Genomic DNA, 14,363 nt, shown 5'->3' with positions numbered 1-14,363 from the left:
TTCCCCGAGGGATGCAGTCAGATGGCCAAAGCAACGACGATGAATGATTTAGATATCGATCAGTCGACTGAAATAGCAGCGCTTTATTACCTGCAGGAGGTGACGCAGGAGGATCTGGCGCGCCGGTACAACATGTCCCGCTCTCGGATCAGCAGGGTTTTGAAGCGTGCGCGGGAAATGGGGATCGTCAGCATTCAAGTGCGCGCCAACCCCAACCTCGCATGGAAATTCGAGGCAGAGTTCCAGCGGCGCTTCGGCCTGAACAAGCTTCTTGTGGCCATCAATCAGCCCACTGAAGAGGAGCAGCGCAACACCACTGGCGCGTTGGTGGCTGCCTATCTTGACCAGATTCTGACGGATGGCATGACGGTCGCTGTCGGCATGGGACGAAACGTCGCCTCGATCACCGAGGCGCCGAGTTCGGCAACCCCGCGCAAGCTGTTATTCGCGCCCTCGATCGGGGGTTCCGTGCATGGTGCAGCCGCGCTCAATCCGGATCACATCGCCCGCCGTCTCGAGCAGCGCTTCGGCGGACATGCAAAGACGCTCTATGCGCCGGCGATCGTTGCAACGCGCGAGCTGAAGGAAGCACTGTTGCGCAACGAGACGGTCAAGGAGACGCTCGACTGTGCGCGGCGCGCCGATGTCGCGCTGGTCGGACTCGGCGACCTCTCGGAAGACAGCAATCTCATTCGCATGGGTCTTTTCACCCCACAGGAACTCACCCAGGCCCGCGTTGCCGGAACCGTCGGCGATGTGATGGGGCACGATTTCATCTCGATCGACGGCCGCAGCCTTGGCGGCATGATCGAAGGCAGGGTTATAGGTCTCGGCCTTCAGGAATTACGTAACATAAACAACGTGATAGCTATTGCCTCCGAAGCAACGAAGACGGCCATCATCCTGGGGGCGCTGCGGACAGGGGCGATTAATACGCTGGCGACCTCCCTTGCCAATGCTGCGGCTGTCATCGCTCTCGACGACGCGACCAAAACCTAGCCTGTGCCTGCCGGCTGCGCTGATCGCACACGGAAAGGCGAACTACCGCAAAGGATAATGTGATGCCTCGGTTCTCTGACCCTGCGGACGATTTGGGTGTCGCATACACCCATTTGGAGACCTGCGAGACACATCTTCGCGGCCTGACAGCACCGGAAAGCCCGTTCTGGGATGCTGAGACAAGTTGCATCTGGTTGGTCGACATGTTCGATCCCGCTCTGATCCGCACCGATCCGCAAACCGGCGAAACCGACAGATGGAGAATGCCGGAGGACATAGGCAGTTTCGCGCTCTGCGAGGGGGGGGGCGCGATTGTGGCGTTGCGTAGTGGCGTCTATCTGTTCGACCTTGCCACGGGCACGCTGACTTTGTTTGCAACCCCCGAGCCCGAACGCGCCGGCAACAGGCTGAACGACGGCAAGGCCAGTCCCGAAGGCCGCTTCTGGGTTGGCAGCATGAATCTCTCTGACCCGCGCAGGCCGGACGCTGCGCTCTACCGCATTGATCCTGACGGGCACTGTACCCGCATGATTGACGGTCTTTACACATCCAACGGCCTTGCGTGGTCCGCAGATGGACGACGCATGTTCCACTCCGACAGTCGCGGCCAGCTCCTGCAGGTCTTCGACTACGATCCAGTCGAGGGCAGTCTTTCGAATAACCACATCATCGCCCGCCTCTCGGAAACGGATGGACGACCGGATGGCGGAACCGTCGATAGCCAGGGTTACTATTGGAGCGCGGGAGCTTCAGCCGGCTGCTTGAACAGGTTTTCAGCGACCGGTGACCTCGTTGAAAAAATCAACCTTCCCGTATCGTCTCCCTCGATGATCTGTTTCGGCGGCAAAAGCATGGACCGCATCTTCGTCACGTCGCTAGCGCGGGGTTCGGAAGACGGACGGCTGATATCCTTTCCCGCAAAGATTGCCGGGCTTCATGGTCACCGCTTTCGCCTTGCACCAATAGAAGACAGAGAAGATTTACTCTTACGCAGATTGGCAGAAAGAAAGGCATAATTGCCGGCTTACTCCAATCTCCTTCGGGCCATTGTCGGCAATGGCGATACGCCCGCACAAGCCCTAAACCAAACCGGCTGTTTCGTTCAAGATAGGATGGTTGATGGATGCTCCCCGCGATCTTCATGCCCGCGGTCGACCCATGGCGCTGCGCTCGGTCGGAAAGGATAAAATAAGCAGCTACCGGTTCGCTCGAGCGAACCGGTACACGTCGTCTACGACCGGCCGTTTCGTGTTCGCCAAAGGCTCAAAAGGTCTTGCATGGCGTGGGCGATATGCTCCCTGCAGATACGCTCTGCCAAAGCGCCATCGTTTTTTCGAAACGCCTCAATCAAACGTCGATGCTCTTCCGCAATCTGATGCGGGCGATAGTCACCATAGCCCCATGCCACTCTCATCGTATTGAAAAAGATGCTATGGCGCTGCATGAGCGCCTTGGCCTCCAGATTGGGGCGGATGGCTTTGATCGCATCATGAAGCGCAGCATTCAGCTGAACGAGACGACCAGTGTCCGTCGGCCCCGCGATGGAGAGGGCCCGTTCGTAATCAGATTCAATCTGGTCCAGCAGTTCGATCTGGGCAGGTGTCGCAACGGCGGCCGCCTGGCCGGTGATATAGGATTCCAGGGCGATCCGGATTTCGTTCAAATCCTGTAGGAAGGCTTCGTCGATCACCCTTACCCATGCGCCTCGGTTTGGGTGAATAACCACCCAACCCTCTGCCGCCAACTGCGCCAATGCTTCGCGAATTGGCGCCGGGCTCAGGCGGTAACGGGCTGCGAGATCATTGATTTTCAGGTGGGCGTTCGGCGCAAGATTTCCACGGGCGATGTCTGCACGCATCGCATCGCGGACGCGCTGATAGTTGGGGACGCCAAGGGCGTCGAACTCTCTTTCCATGTTGTCCAGCACCGAAATCTCCCTTTCGTGACTTGCTATACCTCGACACTTGATCTCATTATCGAAAAAAGATTATATATAATCTATAATATGGAGCGAGAGCCGTGAAGATTGAGCGCGTTGAAACTTTTCAGATCCAATGGTCGCCGGATGATCAGCCGGCGATGCGCAGCGCATTTGTGCGCATCCATGCCGACGACGGTCTGGTTGGCATTGGTGAAGCCTCTCCGATGCAAGGGGGGCGTGCGTCCCTTTCCATCATCGACAACGACATAGCATCTACCCTCGTTGGCGCGGATCCCCTGGACCATGCCGTCCTCCAGGACCGGCTCCTCCATCGCCTCGTAAAGCTTGGCCCGGAAGGAGCACTCACCGGCGCCCTGGCGGCAATCGACATTGCGCTGTGGGATCTCAAGGGAAAACTGCTCGGTCAGCCGATCTACAAACTGATCGGGGGGGCCTGGCGGACATCCCTGCCCTTCTATGCCTCGATCGGCCGCAACAGCGTAGGCCAGAGAACAGTTGACGAAGTCTGCCGCATTGTCGAAGCGCGAATGCGCGACAATCCTGCCGCGATCAAGATTCGCTTCGACAATGACCGAACAAAGCTCGATCAAGACATAGCCGGCGACATCGAAAAGGCCCGCGCCGTGCGGCGTCTGGTCGGCGACGATTTTCCGCTCGCTTTCGATGCCAACAACGGTCTTTCCTTCGGAGGTGCCGTTCGCGTTGGCCGGGCCTTGGAAGAGCTCGGATACTGGTGGTTCGAAGAGCCGCTCCAGCACTATCATCCGCGTGAGCTCGGGGCGCTTGCCCAGAAACTCGACATTACCGTGTCAGCCGGCGAACAGAGTTACACTTCAGCCGCAATCGTCGATCTGATTGAATCGGGTGTTCGCATGGTTCAGCCCGACATCGTGAAGATGGGTGGCATCACCGGCCTTCTGCGTTGCGCCGCCCTTTGTCAGGCACATGGCGTCGAACTTGTGCCACACCAGACCCAGCCAACCATAGGACATCTGGCAAACCTTCACGTTTGCGCGACGCAGCTCCATGCCACCAAACCTTGCGAGCTCGACGATCCGAGTTCGCGACGTCACGCAATTTTCGCCAATGCACCGAAACCGATGGACGGCCTGTTCCATTTGCCGACCGCATCAGGGCTGGGGATCGACATCGACGAGACGGCGCTGGAGCAACTGCGGGTGCGCTGAAGCCCTCTCGTCGCGTCCCTGGGGGAGGCGTGGGACGAGAGCCCGCGGCAGAGTGAATCGAAACATATGGGAGATGAGATATGGATGCGGCCCCACCGCCCGACACAAGTACAATCGAACGCCAGACGATGCGAAAGGTCACCTGGAGGTTGGTGCCGATCCTGATGCTCGGCTATTTCTGTGCCAGCCTGGATCGCGCCAATATCGGCATGGCAGCGACAACAATGAGCCCGGCACTGAACTTTTCCAACGCCGAGTTCGGGTTTGGAGCGGGCATTTTCTTCTTCGGCTACCTGCTCGCTGAGATCCCGAGTAACCTGGTCCTCGACCGCTTTGGTGCTCGCGTCTGGTTGACCCGCATCCTTGTGACCTGGGGGATCGTGTCGGCGCTGACAGCCTTTGTGTGGAACGGCTGGAGCTTTTATACCGTTCGCTTCTTCTTGGGACTGGCGGAGGCTGGGTTCTTTCCGGGGGTGCTCATCTATATTACGTGGTGGTTTCCAGCAAGATATCGTAGTCGGGTCGTCGCCTGGTTCATGTCGGCAGGTGTCATTTCGCAGATCCTGGGCCCCCCGATCGGCGGCCTGCTCATGCATCTCGACGGCTATCTTGGACTTGCCGGATGGCAATGGCTATTTGTTGTCGAAGCGGTGCCGTCGATTGTCACCGGAGCCCTTATCCTCTGGCAGTTGACCGACCGTCCCGGCCAAGCCCGCTGGCTGGACAAGAAGTCGCAAGATTGGCTCGAGGCGCGCCTGGCCACGGAACGAGTGCAGCAGGAATCGGTGCAGACCTTCACGCTGAAGGCAGCCTTTAGCAATACGAAGGTATGGCTCCTCACATTCGTGGAACTTGGGCATCAGTATGCCGGCTATGGTCTCGTCTTCTTCATGCCGCTCATCGTCAAAGGCCTCGGTGTCAGCAAGGACTGGATCGGGCCGGTGGCCGCCATCCCCTATATCTTCGGTTTTGTGGCGATGATCTTGTGGGGTTACAGCTCCGACCGCAGCGGCGAGCGCGTCTGGCATGCGAGCTCGACGATGTTCATTGTTGCGGCGGCCATGTTGATCTGTAAATTCGTCGGTGGGGATCACCCGGTCATATTGATGATCGTGCTCACCATCGCTGTCATCGGAAACCAGTCCTTTGCACCATGCTTCTGGTCTATCCCCGGCACGATGCTGACCGGCACGGCCGCCGCCGGCGGGATCGCCATGATCAATGCCGTCGGCAATCTCGGCGGCTGGATCGGGCCTTCGGTCTACGGCGCCGTGCGCGATGCCAGCGGCAGCACCAGCGTTGCGCTGCTCGCCCTGGCGGCAGGACCTCTTCTCGGGGGAATCGTGTTGCTCCTTGTCGGGCATGACAAGCGACTTGAAAGGATAGCGCCGTCGAGTTGAATCACTGACTAATCCAAGTGATCGGCAGCCGGTGATCCTGTGAAGATCATCGGGTTTCCTTCAGCTCTTAGAGATGGTTTGGAGAAGCAGCCGAGATGCCGCCGTTCCCGGCAAGCCGAGATCCCTTACGCTCGACATGTGGTCACTCTCGGGCAGAGCAATCTTGGCCGCTTGCAGTCTCTGTTCCACCAGAAGAGCGGTGAAAGCTTCAGCCTGCTGGTGGAACGGTGCTGTTTCCCTGTCCCCGACCACGATCGTTATTTTCGGCGACGGATCGTACGTGAACGAAATTGGCGAGAAGGCGACGACGTCGTCGTCGGTGATCTCAATCTCTTTCCGGAGGAACGACGTCTGCAAGGGTTTTAGATCGTAGATCCCCCCAAGCAGGAATGCCGAGCGTATTTGTGGCAGTGCAGCATCCCTGCGAAACAGAAATGCGGCAAGATGCGCTCCCGCAGAATGGCCGCTCACCGATGTCAGACGCGGGTCGCCACCGAACTGCTTTATATTGCTTTCCGTCCAAGCCCTCATGCGCAGGATCTGTTCGACGATCGTGCGCATTGTGACGGTCGGCATCAGGGCATAGTCAACGATGACGGCGATCGCTCCCGCTTCCGTGACGGTCCTGGCGACGTAGGAATAGTCATCTTTTGAGAACATTCGCCAATAGCCGCCATGGATAAAGATATGGACAGGCATGCCGGCTGCTGGCCGCGGCGGCAGAAAGAGATCGAGCGTCTCGCCCTGCCCTTCTCCATAGCGAACGTCCGCGACCATCTCAAGCGCTGCGCGAGTGGCGGCGCTTCGGGACACCATCTCCTCCACGATGGAGTCGAAGTTTGCGACATGATCACGCGTGCGAAAAGGATCTGTCTCCGGCATGCTGCCTCCATTAGATGGTGGTTGCGATATACTTGGCTTCCATGAACTCCGCTATCCCATGATGCTGCCCACCCTCACGGCCAAGGCCACTTTGTTTGACGCCTCCAAAGGGAGCCGCTGGATCGGACACAAGTCCGCGATTAAGCGCGACCATTCCCGCCTCGATCTGCCCTGCCACGCGCATGCCGCGCACAGTGTCACGGGTGAAGACGTACGCGGACAATCCGTATTCAGTATCGTTTGCCCGAGCGATAATCTCGTCTTCATCTTCAAAGCGAGACAGCGGGGCAACTGGCCCGAAGATTTCCTCCCGGGCCATCTCCGCATTGGGCGGTACATGCGAGAGGACGGTTGGCAGGTAGTAGAACCCTTTTCGGTTTGCGCGCGCGCCGCCGCAAAGCAGCTCTGCTCCCTTCCTGCGGGCGTCCTCGACGAGCCGGTCAATCTTCGCAACCGCCTTCTCCGTGATCATCGGTCCACAGACCGTCGCTTCATCCAGGCCCGGTCCGACGGTGAGCGCAGACATGCGTTGGGCGAGGCCCGCAGCAAATGCGTCATAGATTCCAGACTGAACGTAGATGCGATTGGCGGCCGTGCATGCCTCGCCGGCATTCCGCATCTTGGCGATCATCGCACCGTCAAGGGCGACATTCAGATCGGCGTCATCAAAGACGATAAACGGCGCATTGCCGCCAAGTTCCATCGAGCAGGAAATTACGTGCTTGGCCGCCTCGCCCAGCAATATCCGCCCGACGCCGGTCGATCCGGTGAAGGAAAGCTTTCTTACCCGCGGGTCCGCCAGTATTGCCGCTGTCAATGAAGAGGGGTCAGAGGTCGTGACGACGTTGACAACACCGGGCGGCACGCCCGCTTCCTCGAACAGCGCGGCGAGTGCGTAGGCTGTCAAGGGCGTTTCGCTCGCTGGCTTGAGTACGACTGTGCAGCCGGCAGCGAGTGCCGGCGCGATCTTTCGCGTTGCCATTGCTGCGGGGAAGTTCCACGGCGTAATCAGAAGGCATATGCCGATCGGCTGATAATCGACAATGATCCTGTTGGCGCCGGATGGGGCTGTAGCGAATTCCCCTGAGATCCGTACGGCCTCTTCGGCGTTCCAGCGGAAGAACTCGGCGGCATAGGAGACTTCGGATCGGGCGTCGCCCAGCGCTTTCCCATTTTCAAGAGAGATCAGACGGGCAAGCGGTTCCAAGCGCGCCTTCATGAGTTCGAAGCACCGTCGCAAGATCTCGGAACGATCGCGTGGAGACGTCTGCCGCCATCTCTTTGCGGCCGTAGACGCGGCCTCCACGGCGCGAATTCCGTCGGCAGGGGTCGCATCGTGGACATGGACAATGATCGTCTCCGTCGCCGGATCGATGACGGCTATGGTTTGCCCTTTTTGCGACGAAAGCCAATCACCGCCAATATAGAGGCCGCGAGTGATGGCACTGAGACGGTCCTGCTCCTCGGCAGTGAGGTTAGGATTGGAAAGGTCCATGATGCACTCCTGTCGATCTTACATTGCCGATGCGGCGAGATTGCCGTGATAGGCCGCTTCGACCAGACGCCTCATCGAGGTCAGATCGAGGGGCCGCGGATTATTGTTGATTAGTCTGCCTATGCCGAGAGCCTGCTGGGCGGTCCATTCGATCTTGTCTGCTTCAAGACCGAGATCTGCTAGCGACCCCGTGATTCCGATCGCCTTAAAAAGCCGCACAACTTCGGATATGGCGGCACCGGCCATTTCCTCCTGCGTTCGGCCTTTGTCTTCCAGCCCGAGAATTCTTGCTATGCTAGCGAATTCGGCAACCGCGACCTTAAGATTGTAAGTCATGACATAGGGTAGGACTGTTGCCACCCCAAGGCCGTGCGCCGTGTGCGTCAACGCGCCGACCGGGTATTGGATAGCGTGGGCCGCCGCCGTCCCGGCCGTTCCGAACGCGCAGCCGGCGGCGAGCGATCCCAGCATGACCTCGCTGCGCGCAACCTCGTCTGCCCCATTGAGAACTGCCTTTTCAAGGCTCCGACCCAATAATCGCATGGCCATCAGAGCAAAATGATCAGTCAACTCGTTCTTGCCGACAAAGACGCGTTCCTGGAACAGCACATGATCCGCCTGTTTTCGCGAGGTTGTGTAGGCTTCGACCGCGTGGGTCAGGGCGTCTGCGCCTGCAATCGCCGTCAGGCCAGGTGGGCATGTCACCGTCAGGTCAGGATCGCAGAGCGCGGTCGTGGCAATGAGATGAGGGCTGGAAATACCAACCTTCAATGTCTTGTCTGGATCGGAAACCACCGCAACTGGCGTTACCTCGGAGCCGGTTCCCGCGGTGGTGGGGACTGCAATCACAGGAAGGATGGGACCAGGAACTTTTAGCTCGCCGTAGTAGTCTTGCAAAGCGCCGCCGTGGCTCAGGAGAAGTGCTGCGCATTTTGCCATGTCCATGCAGCTACCGCCGCCAACGCCGATAACCATTTGGGGATTAAATGAAGCGGCCCCCTCGATACAGGCGGTAACCGAGTCTCGTGGCACATCGGCAAGAACTCGGTCGAATACGTGCACCTTCAGACCTGCCGCACGCAACGCCTGTATCATTGTCTGAAACGTCTCTGTGGCAGCGAAGCGTTCATCGGTGCACACGAACGCCCTCTCGCCGAGCCGCCTTGCGATGGCCGGCAAGGCATGTCGTTGCCCGGCACCGAAGACTATCTCGCGTGGCAGCCTTAGCCCTGCAAAAATCGTCATGTCATTCCCTCCCCTATCGCCCCTCGGCGCGCGCTCGAAACAAGCCAATATCATGTCCGAGATAAAATCGTATATGATATGGGATTGAATTACCCGAAGCATCGTGTTAGTCGTTGGTCCTGTCAAGAGGAAAACCATGCAGAACTCACCCATGCCCGCCCCACTTGTTCGCGCTGGAAGCGGCCCAATTTCACGACCAAATAGCCTTGCGAACGAGGTCTACGAGGCGATCTACGCGCAGCTGATGTCGCTGCAGATGATCCCTGGTTCACGGATCACCGTCGACAGTCTCGTCAAGGAGTTCAACGTCTCTCATACCCCGATCCGCGAGGCTCTGGGACGGCTCGAAGGCGAAGGTCTGGTCGTCAAGACGCATTTGGTCGGATACCGCGCAGCACCGCAGATCAGCCGGCGGCGTTTCGACGAGCTTTACGAATTGCGTCTGCTTCTTGAGCCTGACGCGTCAGCAAAGGCAGCCGCCTTGATGGATGAGGACAAACTCAAAGCACTGCAGGAAGCTGCCGGGGTGATGGCCAGGCGAGAAGGCAAGGATGAGCGACTTCGGTATTCGACGTTCGCCCGTCAGGATGCCGTTTTTCACGACAGGATCATGGAGATCGCTGGCAATGAGCTGATAAGGGAAACTCTTGGCTTCCAGCATACCCACTTCCACATCTTCCGATTGATGTTTCATTCAAGGGTCACTGAAGAGGCGCTCGACGAACACGAAGAGATCCTGGCTGCCTTTGCAAGCGGGAGCTCAGACAAAGCGGCCGCGGCCATGCGGCGTCACATCGAGCAGTCGCGCGACCGTCTTCTCCCCGCGTTCGAATGAGTGTCGTCATGTCCGCCACCACCGTCGAAACAGCAAGCAAACTCTCCATCGTCGGATCGCCGGCGAAGGGCAAGGAGCAGCCGGTCATTCGGGCCGATGGCCTCGTCAAACGCTACGGTCCTGTAACGGTTTTGACGGACGTGGTGATGGACATTCTCCCGGGCGAAATTCACGCGATCATCGGCGAAAACGGTGCCGGCAAATCGACACTGATGCGGCTCCTGGCGGGCTACGTCGAGCCGACTGGCGGCCGTCTTCTCATCGACGGCCAGCCGGTGCATTTTTCAAGACCGCACCAGGCCGAAGCGGCGGGAATTGTTCTCGTCCACCAGGAAATCCTCTTGGCGGAGGCGTTGACCGTGGCGGAAAACCTCTTTCTCGGGCGAGAAGTCACCCGAGGAGGCTTCATCGACGATCGGACCATGAAGCGCCGCACGCGCGAACTCCTTGAAGATATCGGGTGCGACGCATCGCCCTCTGCCTTGGTTCGTGATTTGGCACTCGCTGACCGGCAAATGGTCCAGATTGGACGCGCGCTCCTGGAGGAGCATCGGGTGGTGATCTTCGACGAGCCAACCGCTGTTCTTACCGGGCCCGAAGTCGAACGCCTCATTACGATTATCGAACGTCTGAAGGCACGGGGCATCGCCATTCTCTACATCAGCCACCGTCTTGAGGAAGTCGAAAGACTTGCCGACCGCGTTACGGTTCTGCGCGACGGCAAATTGATCGGAACCTATTGCGGAAAAACGCTCTCCCAGATGGACATGGCCCGTCTGATGGTTGGCCGCGAACTTGCGACGCTCTATCCGCCGAAGGGGGGCGACACCAACGGCGACGTCATCTTCGAGGTACGAGACGCCGTTGTTCCAGGCTACGCCAGGAACGTCTCGTTTGTCGCACGTAAGGGCGAGGTGCTTGGCTTTGCTGGAATGATCGGGTCAGGCCGCACGGAGCTGTTTGAGGGCCTCGTCGGCCTGCGGCCAGCAACCGCCAAGGTCATGCTCAAGGGCGCGCCTGTTCATCTGCGCTCCCAAAGGGAAGCGATCGACGCTGGGATCGGCTATCTGACCGAAGACCGCAAGGGAAAAGGCCTGCTCTTGCAGGAACGCCTTGCGCCGAACTTAACGCTTTCCGCACTAAACCGTCTCAATCCCGGCCTTCATATCCGCCGCCGACGCGAAGATGCGTTGCTCGATGAAGAGGTTGAACACTACGACATCCGGATCAAGAGCCGGCGTGTCAAGGCGGGGCAGCTCTCCGGAGGCAATCAGCAAAAGCTGTTGCTTGCGAAGGTACTGCTCTCCGATCCGGCCATCGTCATCATCGACGAGCCCACACGCGGGATCGATATTGCCAACAAGGCGCAAATCTACGCCTTCATCCAGAAGCTGGTTTCCGAAGGAAAATCCTGCATCGTCATCTCGTCGGAGATGCAGGAACTAATTGGGATCTGCGACAGGATCCTGGTGATGCGGGAGGGGCAGATCAATGGCGAACTGAGCGGCAAGGATATGACCGAGAGCAACATAGCGTTGCTTGCAACGACTGATCGCGGCGGAATGGGAGGACTGTCATGACAATGATTACGAGCCCGGGGGCACTCGGGCGAGAGAGGGCGTGGAGCATCAGCTGGGCCGATACGGGGCCATTTCTCGCGCTCTGTGCTCTCCTCATCATCGGCTTTGCCGTCAACCCAGACTTTCTGGCTGCCACAAATCTCAGCAACGTCATCACACGCAGCGCGTTTATCGCGATCATTGCCGTTGGCGCGACTTTCGTGATCTCATCTGGAGGTCTCGATCTGTCTGTCGGTTCGATGGCCGCCTTTATCACAGGCATCACCATCATGTTCATGAATGCGATGGCACCCACCCTCCAGGGTTGGGCGATCCCCGCAGGCATGGGCGTCGCGCTGATCGTCGGCCTGCTCTGTGGCCTCTTGAACGGCCTCATCGTAACAGTGGGAAAGATCGAGCCATTCATCGCGACACTCGGGACGATGGGAATATTCCGGGCGTTGATCACCTACCTGACGGATGGCGGCACCATCCCGATCGACCGCTCATTGCGGGAAGCCTACCGTCCGGTCTATTTCGGGTCCTTCCTCGGCATTCCTGTTCCGATTGTGATTTCGGTCGCAGCCGCGCTTGTCGCTTCCGTCATCCTTTATCGCTTGAAATACGGGCGTCGCTGCGCGGCCGTGGGTGCGAACGAAGACGTCGCCCGCTACTCCGGCATTTCCATCATCAGCACCCGTACCATCGCCTATGCCATCCAGGGGATCTGCGTTGCGATCGCCGCGATCTGTTACATACCGCGCCTAGGAGCGGCCACGCCAACGACGGGACTGCTTTGGGAGTTGCAGGTCATCACTTCGGTCGTTATCGGCGGAACGGCACTGCGCGGGGGCAAAGGACATATCTGGGGGACGGTTGCCGGTGCGGTTATACTGGAGCTGATCGCCAATCTGATGGTCCTGTCGAACTACGTGTCCGAATACCTCGTGTCGGGGGTACAGGGCGTCATCATCATCATCGCCATGCTCATACAAAGGTTCTCGAAATAGCCTGTGTCCGGACCGCACGGGTACTGATCGCAAACGGTCCACTCTTGGGAGGAGTCAATCAATGTTAGTGAAGAAATGGATGGCGGCGGTCGCACTCGGCTCGCTGCTAACGACAAGCCATGTCCTGGCCGCAGACAAGAAGGAGATCGCGGTCTCCATTCCGGCAGCAGACCATGGCTGGACAGCAGGTGTCGTCTACCATGCCCAGATGGCGGCCAAGGAAATCAATGCCGCGTTCCCCGGTCTTCATGTCACGGTGAAGACGTCGCCATCGGCAAGCGACCAGGTCTCCGCGATCGAGGACCTGTCGGGTTCTGGCAAAATCGATGCGCTTGTTATTCTGCCCTATTCCTCCGAGGAGCTGACCGAGCCGGTCAAAGCGATCAAGGAGAAAGGCACATTTATCACTGTCGTGGACCGCGGCCTGACAGATCCATCCATCCAAGGTCTCTACGTTGCCGGCGACAATATCGCCGTTGGCCGGAACACCGCCAAGTACATGATCGACAAGCTTAGCGGTAAGGGCGACATCGTTGTGCTGCGGGGCATTCCGACGGTCATCGACGACGAGCGCATCAAGGGATTCCAGGATGCGATCAAGGACACCGGCATCAAGGTGCTCGACATGCAGTACGCTCACTGGAACAGTGATGAGGCGTTCAAGTTGATGCAGGACTACCTTGCCAAGTATCCGCATATTGATGCGGTCTGGGCCAATGATGATGACATGCTGCTCGGCGTCCTTGAGGCCATCAAGGAGTCCGGCCGCAAGGACATCAAACTCGCTCTTGGCGGCAATGGCATGAAGGACATTGTCAAGAAGGTTATCGACGGCGACGCAGTGACGCCCGTGGAGACGCCCTACCCCCCGTCGATGATCAAGACGGCGATTTACCTGACGGCGGCTCAGTTCGTCGGACAGGCTCCCGTGCGTGGTGCGGTGAAGCTCGACGCTCCCTTGATCACGCAGGCGAATGCGAAGGAATACTATTTCCCCGATTCACCATTCTAAACAACCACAGTGGGGACGGCGATGCCGTCCTCACATCGACAGTGCAAAGAGGAGGATAGTCGATGCCAGGCAAGAAGATACTAATGCTGACCGGTGAGTTCACCGAAGAATACGAAATCTTTGTTTACCAGCAGGCCATGGAAGCGGTGGGGCACACGGTCCATGTTGTCTGCCCCGACAAAAAGGCCGGCGACCTGATCAAGACGTCGCTGCATGACTTCGAAGGGGACCAGACCTACACCGAAAAGCTCGGTCACTTTGCCCTGATCAACAAGACGTTCGCTGAGGCCGAGACCCAGCTCGGTCAGTATGACGCTGTCTACTGTGCTGGGGGCCGTGGTCCTGAATATATCCGCACCGACAAGCGCATTCAGTCGATTGTCCGCCACTTTCACGAGACGCAAAAGCCGATCTTCACCATCTGCCACGGCGTGCAGATTCTCATCGCGGTGGATGGGGTGGTCCGCGGCAAGAAGGTTGCCGCGCTGGGTGCCTGCGAGCCGGAAGTAACCCTTGCTGGGGGCACCTATATCGACCTGTCGCCGACGGAGGCCTACGTTGACGGCACCATGGTATCCGCAAAGGGCTGGACCGCGCTTGCAGCCTTCATTCGGGAGTGCCTGAAGGTTCTGGGCACTGAAATCCACCATCGTTGAATTGTTCTTGCGGGGATGCTGGCAAATCACCCTTTCCAGCATCCCACTTAGCAGGGTGCGGAAATAGCGCTAATTTTTCCGCCGATCCTCGATAGCTGGGGTGTAGACGGGCCGCGGTGCTACTCTTTCAGCGGCCTTGTC

Annotated in this window: 13 protein-coding genes; 9 read left to right on the top strand and 4 right to left on the bottom strand. The window is 58.6% G+C overall.

The window, feature by feature from the left end; genetic code table 11:
• Positions 1–21 precede the first annotated feature (21 nt).
• Positions 22–999 (top strand): sugar-binding transcriptional regulator, encoded by a 978-nt coding sequence (locus EV561_RS30230; protein WP_132527480.1) that lies wholly within the window; start codon positions 22–24, stop codon positions 997–999.
• Between the two features lie 62 nt (positions 1,000–1,061).
• Positions 1,062–2,015: an SMP-30/gluconolactonase/LRE family protein gene (locus EV561_RS30225; protein ID WP_132527478.1), complete on the top strand. Its 954-nt coding sequence runs from the start codon at positions 1,062–1,064 to the stop codon at positions 2,013–2,015.
• 215 nt (positions 2,016–2,230) lie between these two features.
• Here EV561_RS30225 and EV561_RS30220 read toward each other — a convergent pair whose 3' ends face one another.
• On the bottom strand, positions 2,231–2,914 hold the full coding sequence (locus EV561_RS30220; RefSeq protein ID WP_281026230.1) for a GntR family transcriptional regulator: 684 nt from the start codon (positions 2,912–2,914) through the stop codon (positions 2,231–2,233).
• A gap of 104 nt (positions 2,915–3,018) precedes the next feature.
• Between EV561_RS30220 and EV561_RS30215 the strand changes: the two genes are divergently transcribed.
• Positions 3,019–4,128: a mandelate racemase/muconate lactonizing enzyme family protein gene (locus tag EV561_RS30215; protein WP_132527474.1), complete on the top strand. Its 1,110-nt coding sequence runs from the start codon at positions 3,019–3,021 to the stop codon at positions 4,126–4,128.
• An 80-nt stretch (positions 4,129–4,208) separates the two neighbouring features.
• Positions 4,209–5,528 (top strand): MFS transporter, encoded by a 1,320-nt coding sequence (locus tag EV561_RS30210; RefSeq protein WP_132527472.1) that lies wholly within the window; start codon positions 4,209–4,211, stop codon positions 5,526–5,528.
• A 60-nt stretch (positions 5,529–5,588) separates the two neighbouring features.
• Here the strand turns inward: EV561_RS30210 and EV561_RS30205 are convergent, their stop codons facing one another.
• Genes EV561_RS30205 through EV561_RS30195 form a run of 3 tightly spaced genes read right to left on the bottom strand, consistent with a single transcriptional unit; the run spans position 5,589 to position 9,150 of the window.
• Complete coding sequence (locus EV561_RS30205; protein ID WP_132527470.1) at positions 5,589–6,410, bottom strand: alpha/beta hydrolase; 822 nt, start codon at positions 6,408–6,410, stop codon at positions 5,589–5,591.
• A gap of 10 nt (positions 6,411–6,420) precedes the next feature.
• Positions 6,421–7,905 (bottom strand): NAD-dependent succinate-semialdehyde dehydrogenase, encoded by a 1,485-nt coding sequence (locus EV561_RS30200; protein ID WP_132527468.1) that lies wholly within the window; start codon positions 7,903–7,905, stop codon positions 6,421–6,423.
• 18 nt (positions 7,906–7,923) lie between these two features.
• Complete coding sequence (locus tag EV561_RS30195; RefSeq protein ID WP_132527466.1) at positions 7,924–9,150, bottom strand: iron-containing alcohol dehydrogenase; 1,227 nt, start codon at positions 9,148–9,150, stop codon at positions 7,924–7,926.
• Positions 9,151–9,301: 151 nt separating this feature from the next.
• Here EV561_RS30195 and EV561_RS30190 point away from each other — a divergent pair, with 151 nt between their 5' ends.
• From EV561_RS30190 to EV561_RS30170, 5 genes are all read left to right on the top strand, one after another.
• A complete protein-coding gene (locus EV561_RS30190; protein ID WP_165927972.1) occupies positions 9,302–9,985 on the top strand; it encodes a GntR family transcriptional regulator in 684 nt (227 codons plus the stop codon).
• An 8-nt stretch (positions 9,986–9,993) separates the two neighbouring features.
• A complete protein-coding gene (locus tag EV561_RS30185) occupies positions 9,994–11,565 on the top strand; it encodes a sugar ABC transporter ATP-binding protein (protein ID WP_245513085.1) in 1,572 nt (523 codons plus the stop codon).
• Complete coding sequence (locus EV561_RS30180) at positions 11,562–12,554, top strand: ABC transporter permease (protein WP_132527460.1); 993 nt, start codon at positions 11,562–11,564, stop codon at positions 12,552–12,554. Before EV561_RS30185 ends, EV561_RS30180 begins: the two co-directional genes overlap by 4 nt.
• Positions 12,555–12,633: 79 nt before the next feature.
• On the top strand, positions 12,634–13,566 hold the full coding sequence (locus tag EV561_RS30175) for a substrate-binding domain-containing protein (protein ID WP_245513092.1): 933 nt from the start codon (positions 12,634–12,636) through the stop codon (positions 13,564–13,566).
• A gap of 62 nt (positions 13,567–13,628) precedes the next feature.
• Positions 13,629–14,222 (top strand): DJ-1/PfpI family protein, encoded by a 594-nt coding sequence (locus EV561_RS30170; RefSeq protein WP_132527456.1) that lies wholly within the window; start codon positions 13,629–13,631, stop codon positions 14,220–14,222.
• Positions 14,223–14,363 lie beyond the last annotated feature (141 nt).

This window comes from Rhizobium sp. BK376 (assembly GCF_004341625.1).
Lineage (GTDB): Bacteria > Pseudomonadota > Alphaproteobacteria > Rhizobiales > Rhizobiaceae > Rhizobium.
This window is presented reverse-complemented; position numbering and strand designations above follow the sequence as displayed.

Bases quoted from the DNA above. Each gene is read 5' to 3' on its own strand.
- EV561_RS30170 (WP_132527456.1), top strand. From the start codon at position 13,629: ATGCCAGGCAAGAAGATACTAATGCTGACCGGTGAGTTCACCGAAGAA.
- EV561_RS30200 (WP_132527468.1), bottom strand. From the start codon at position 7,905: ATGGACCTTTCCAATCCTAACCTCACTGCCGAGGAGCAGGACCGTCTC.
- EV561_RS30220 (WP_281026230.1), bottom strand. From the start codon at position 2,914: ATGGAAAGAGAGTTCGACGCCCTTGGCGTCCCCAACTATCAGCGCGTC.
- EV561_RS30180 (WP_132527460.1), top strand. From the start codon at position 11,562: ATGACAATGATTACGAGCCCGGGGGCACTCGGGCGAGAGAGGGCGTGG.
- EV561_RS30190 (WP_165927972.1), top strand. From the start codon at position 9,302: ATGCCCGCCCCACTTGTTCGCGCTGGAAGCGGCCCAATTTCACGACCA.
- EV561_RS30195 (WP_132527466.1), bottom strand. From the start codon at position 9,150: ATGACGATTTTTGCAGGGCTAAGGCTGCCACGCGAGATAGTCTTCGGT.
- EV561_RS30230 (WP_132527480.1), top strand. From the start codon at position 22: ATGGCCAAAGCAACGACGATGAATGATTTAGATATCGATCAGTCGACT.
- EV561_RS30205 (WP_132527470.1), bottom strand. From the start codon at position 6,410: ATGCCGGAGACAGATCCTTTTCGCACGCGTGATCATGTCGCAAACTTC.
- EV561_RS30225 (WP_132527478.1), top strand. From the start codon at position 1,062: ATGCCTCGGTTCTCTGACCCTGCGGACGATTTGGGTGTCGCATACACC.
- EV561_RS30185 (WP_245513085.1), top strand. From the start codon at position 9,994: ATGTCCGCCACCACCGTCGAAACAGCAAGCAAACTCTCCATCGTCGGA.
- EV561_RS30175 (WP_245513092.1), top strand. From the start codon at position 12,634: ATGGCGGCGGTCGCACTCGGCTCGCTGCTAACGACAAGCCATGTCCTG.
- EV561_RS30210 (WP_132527472.1), top strand. From the start codon at position 4,209: ATGGATGCGGCCCCACCGCCCGACACAAGTACAATCGAACGCCAGACG.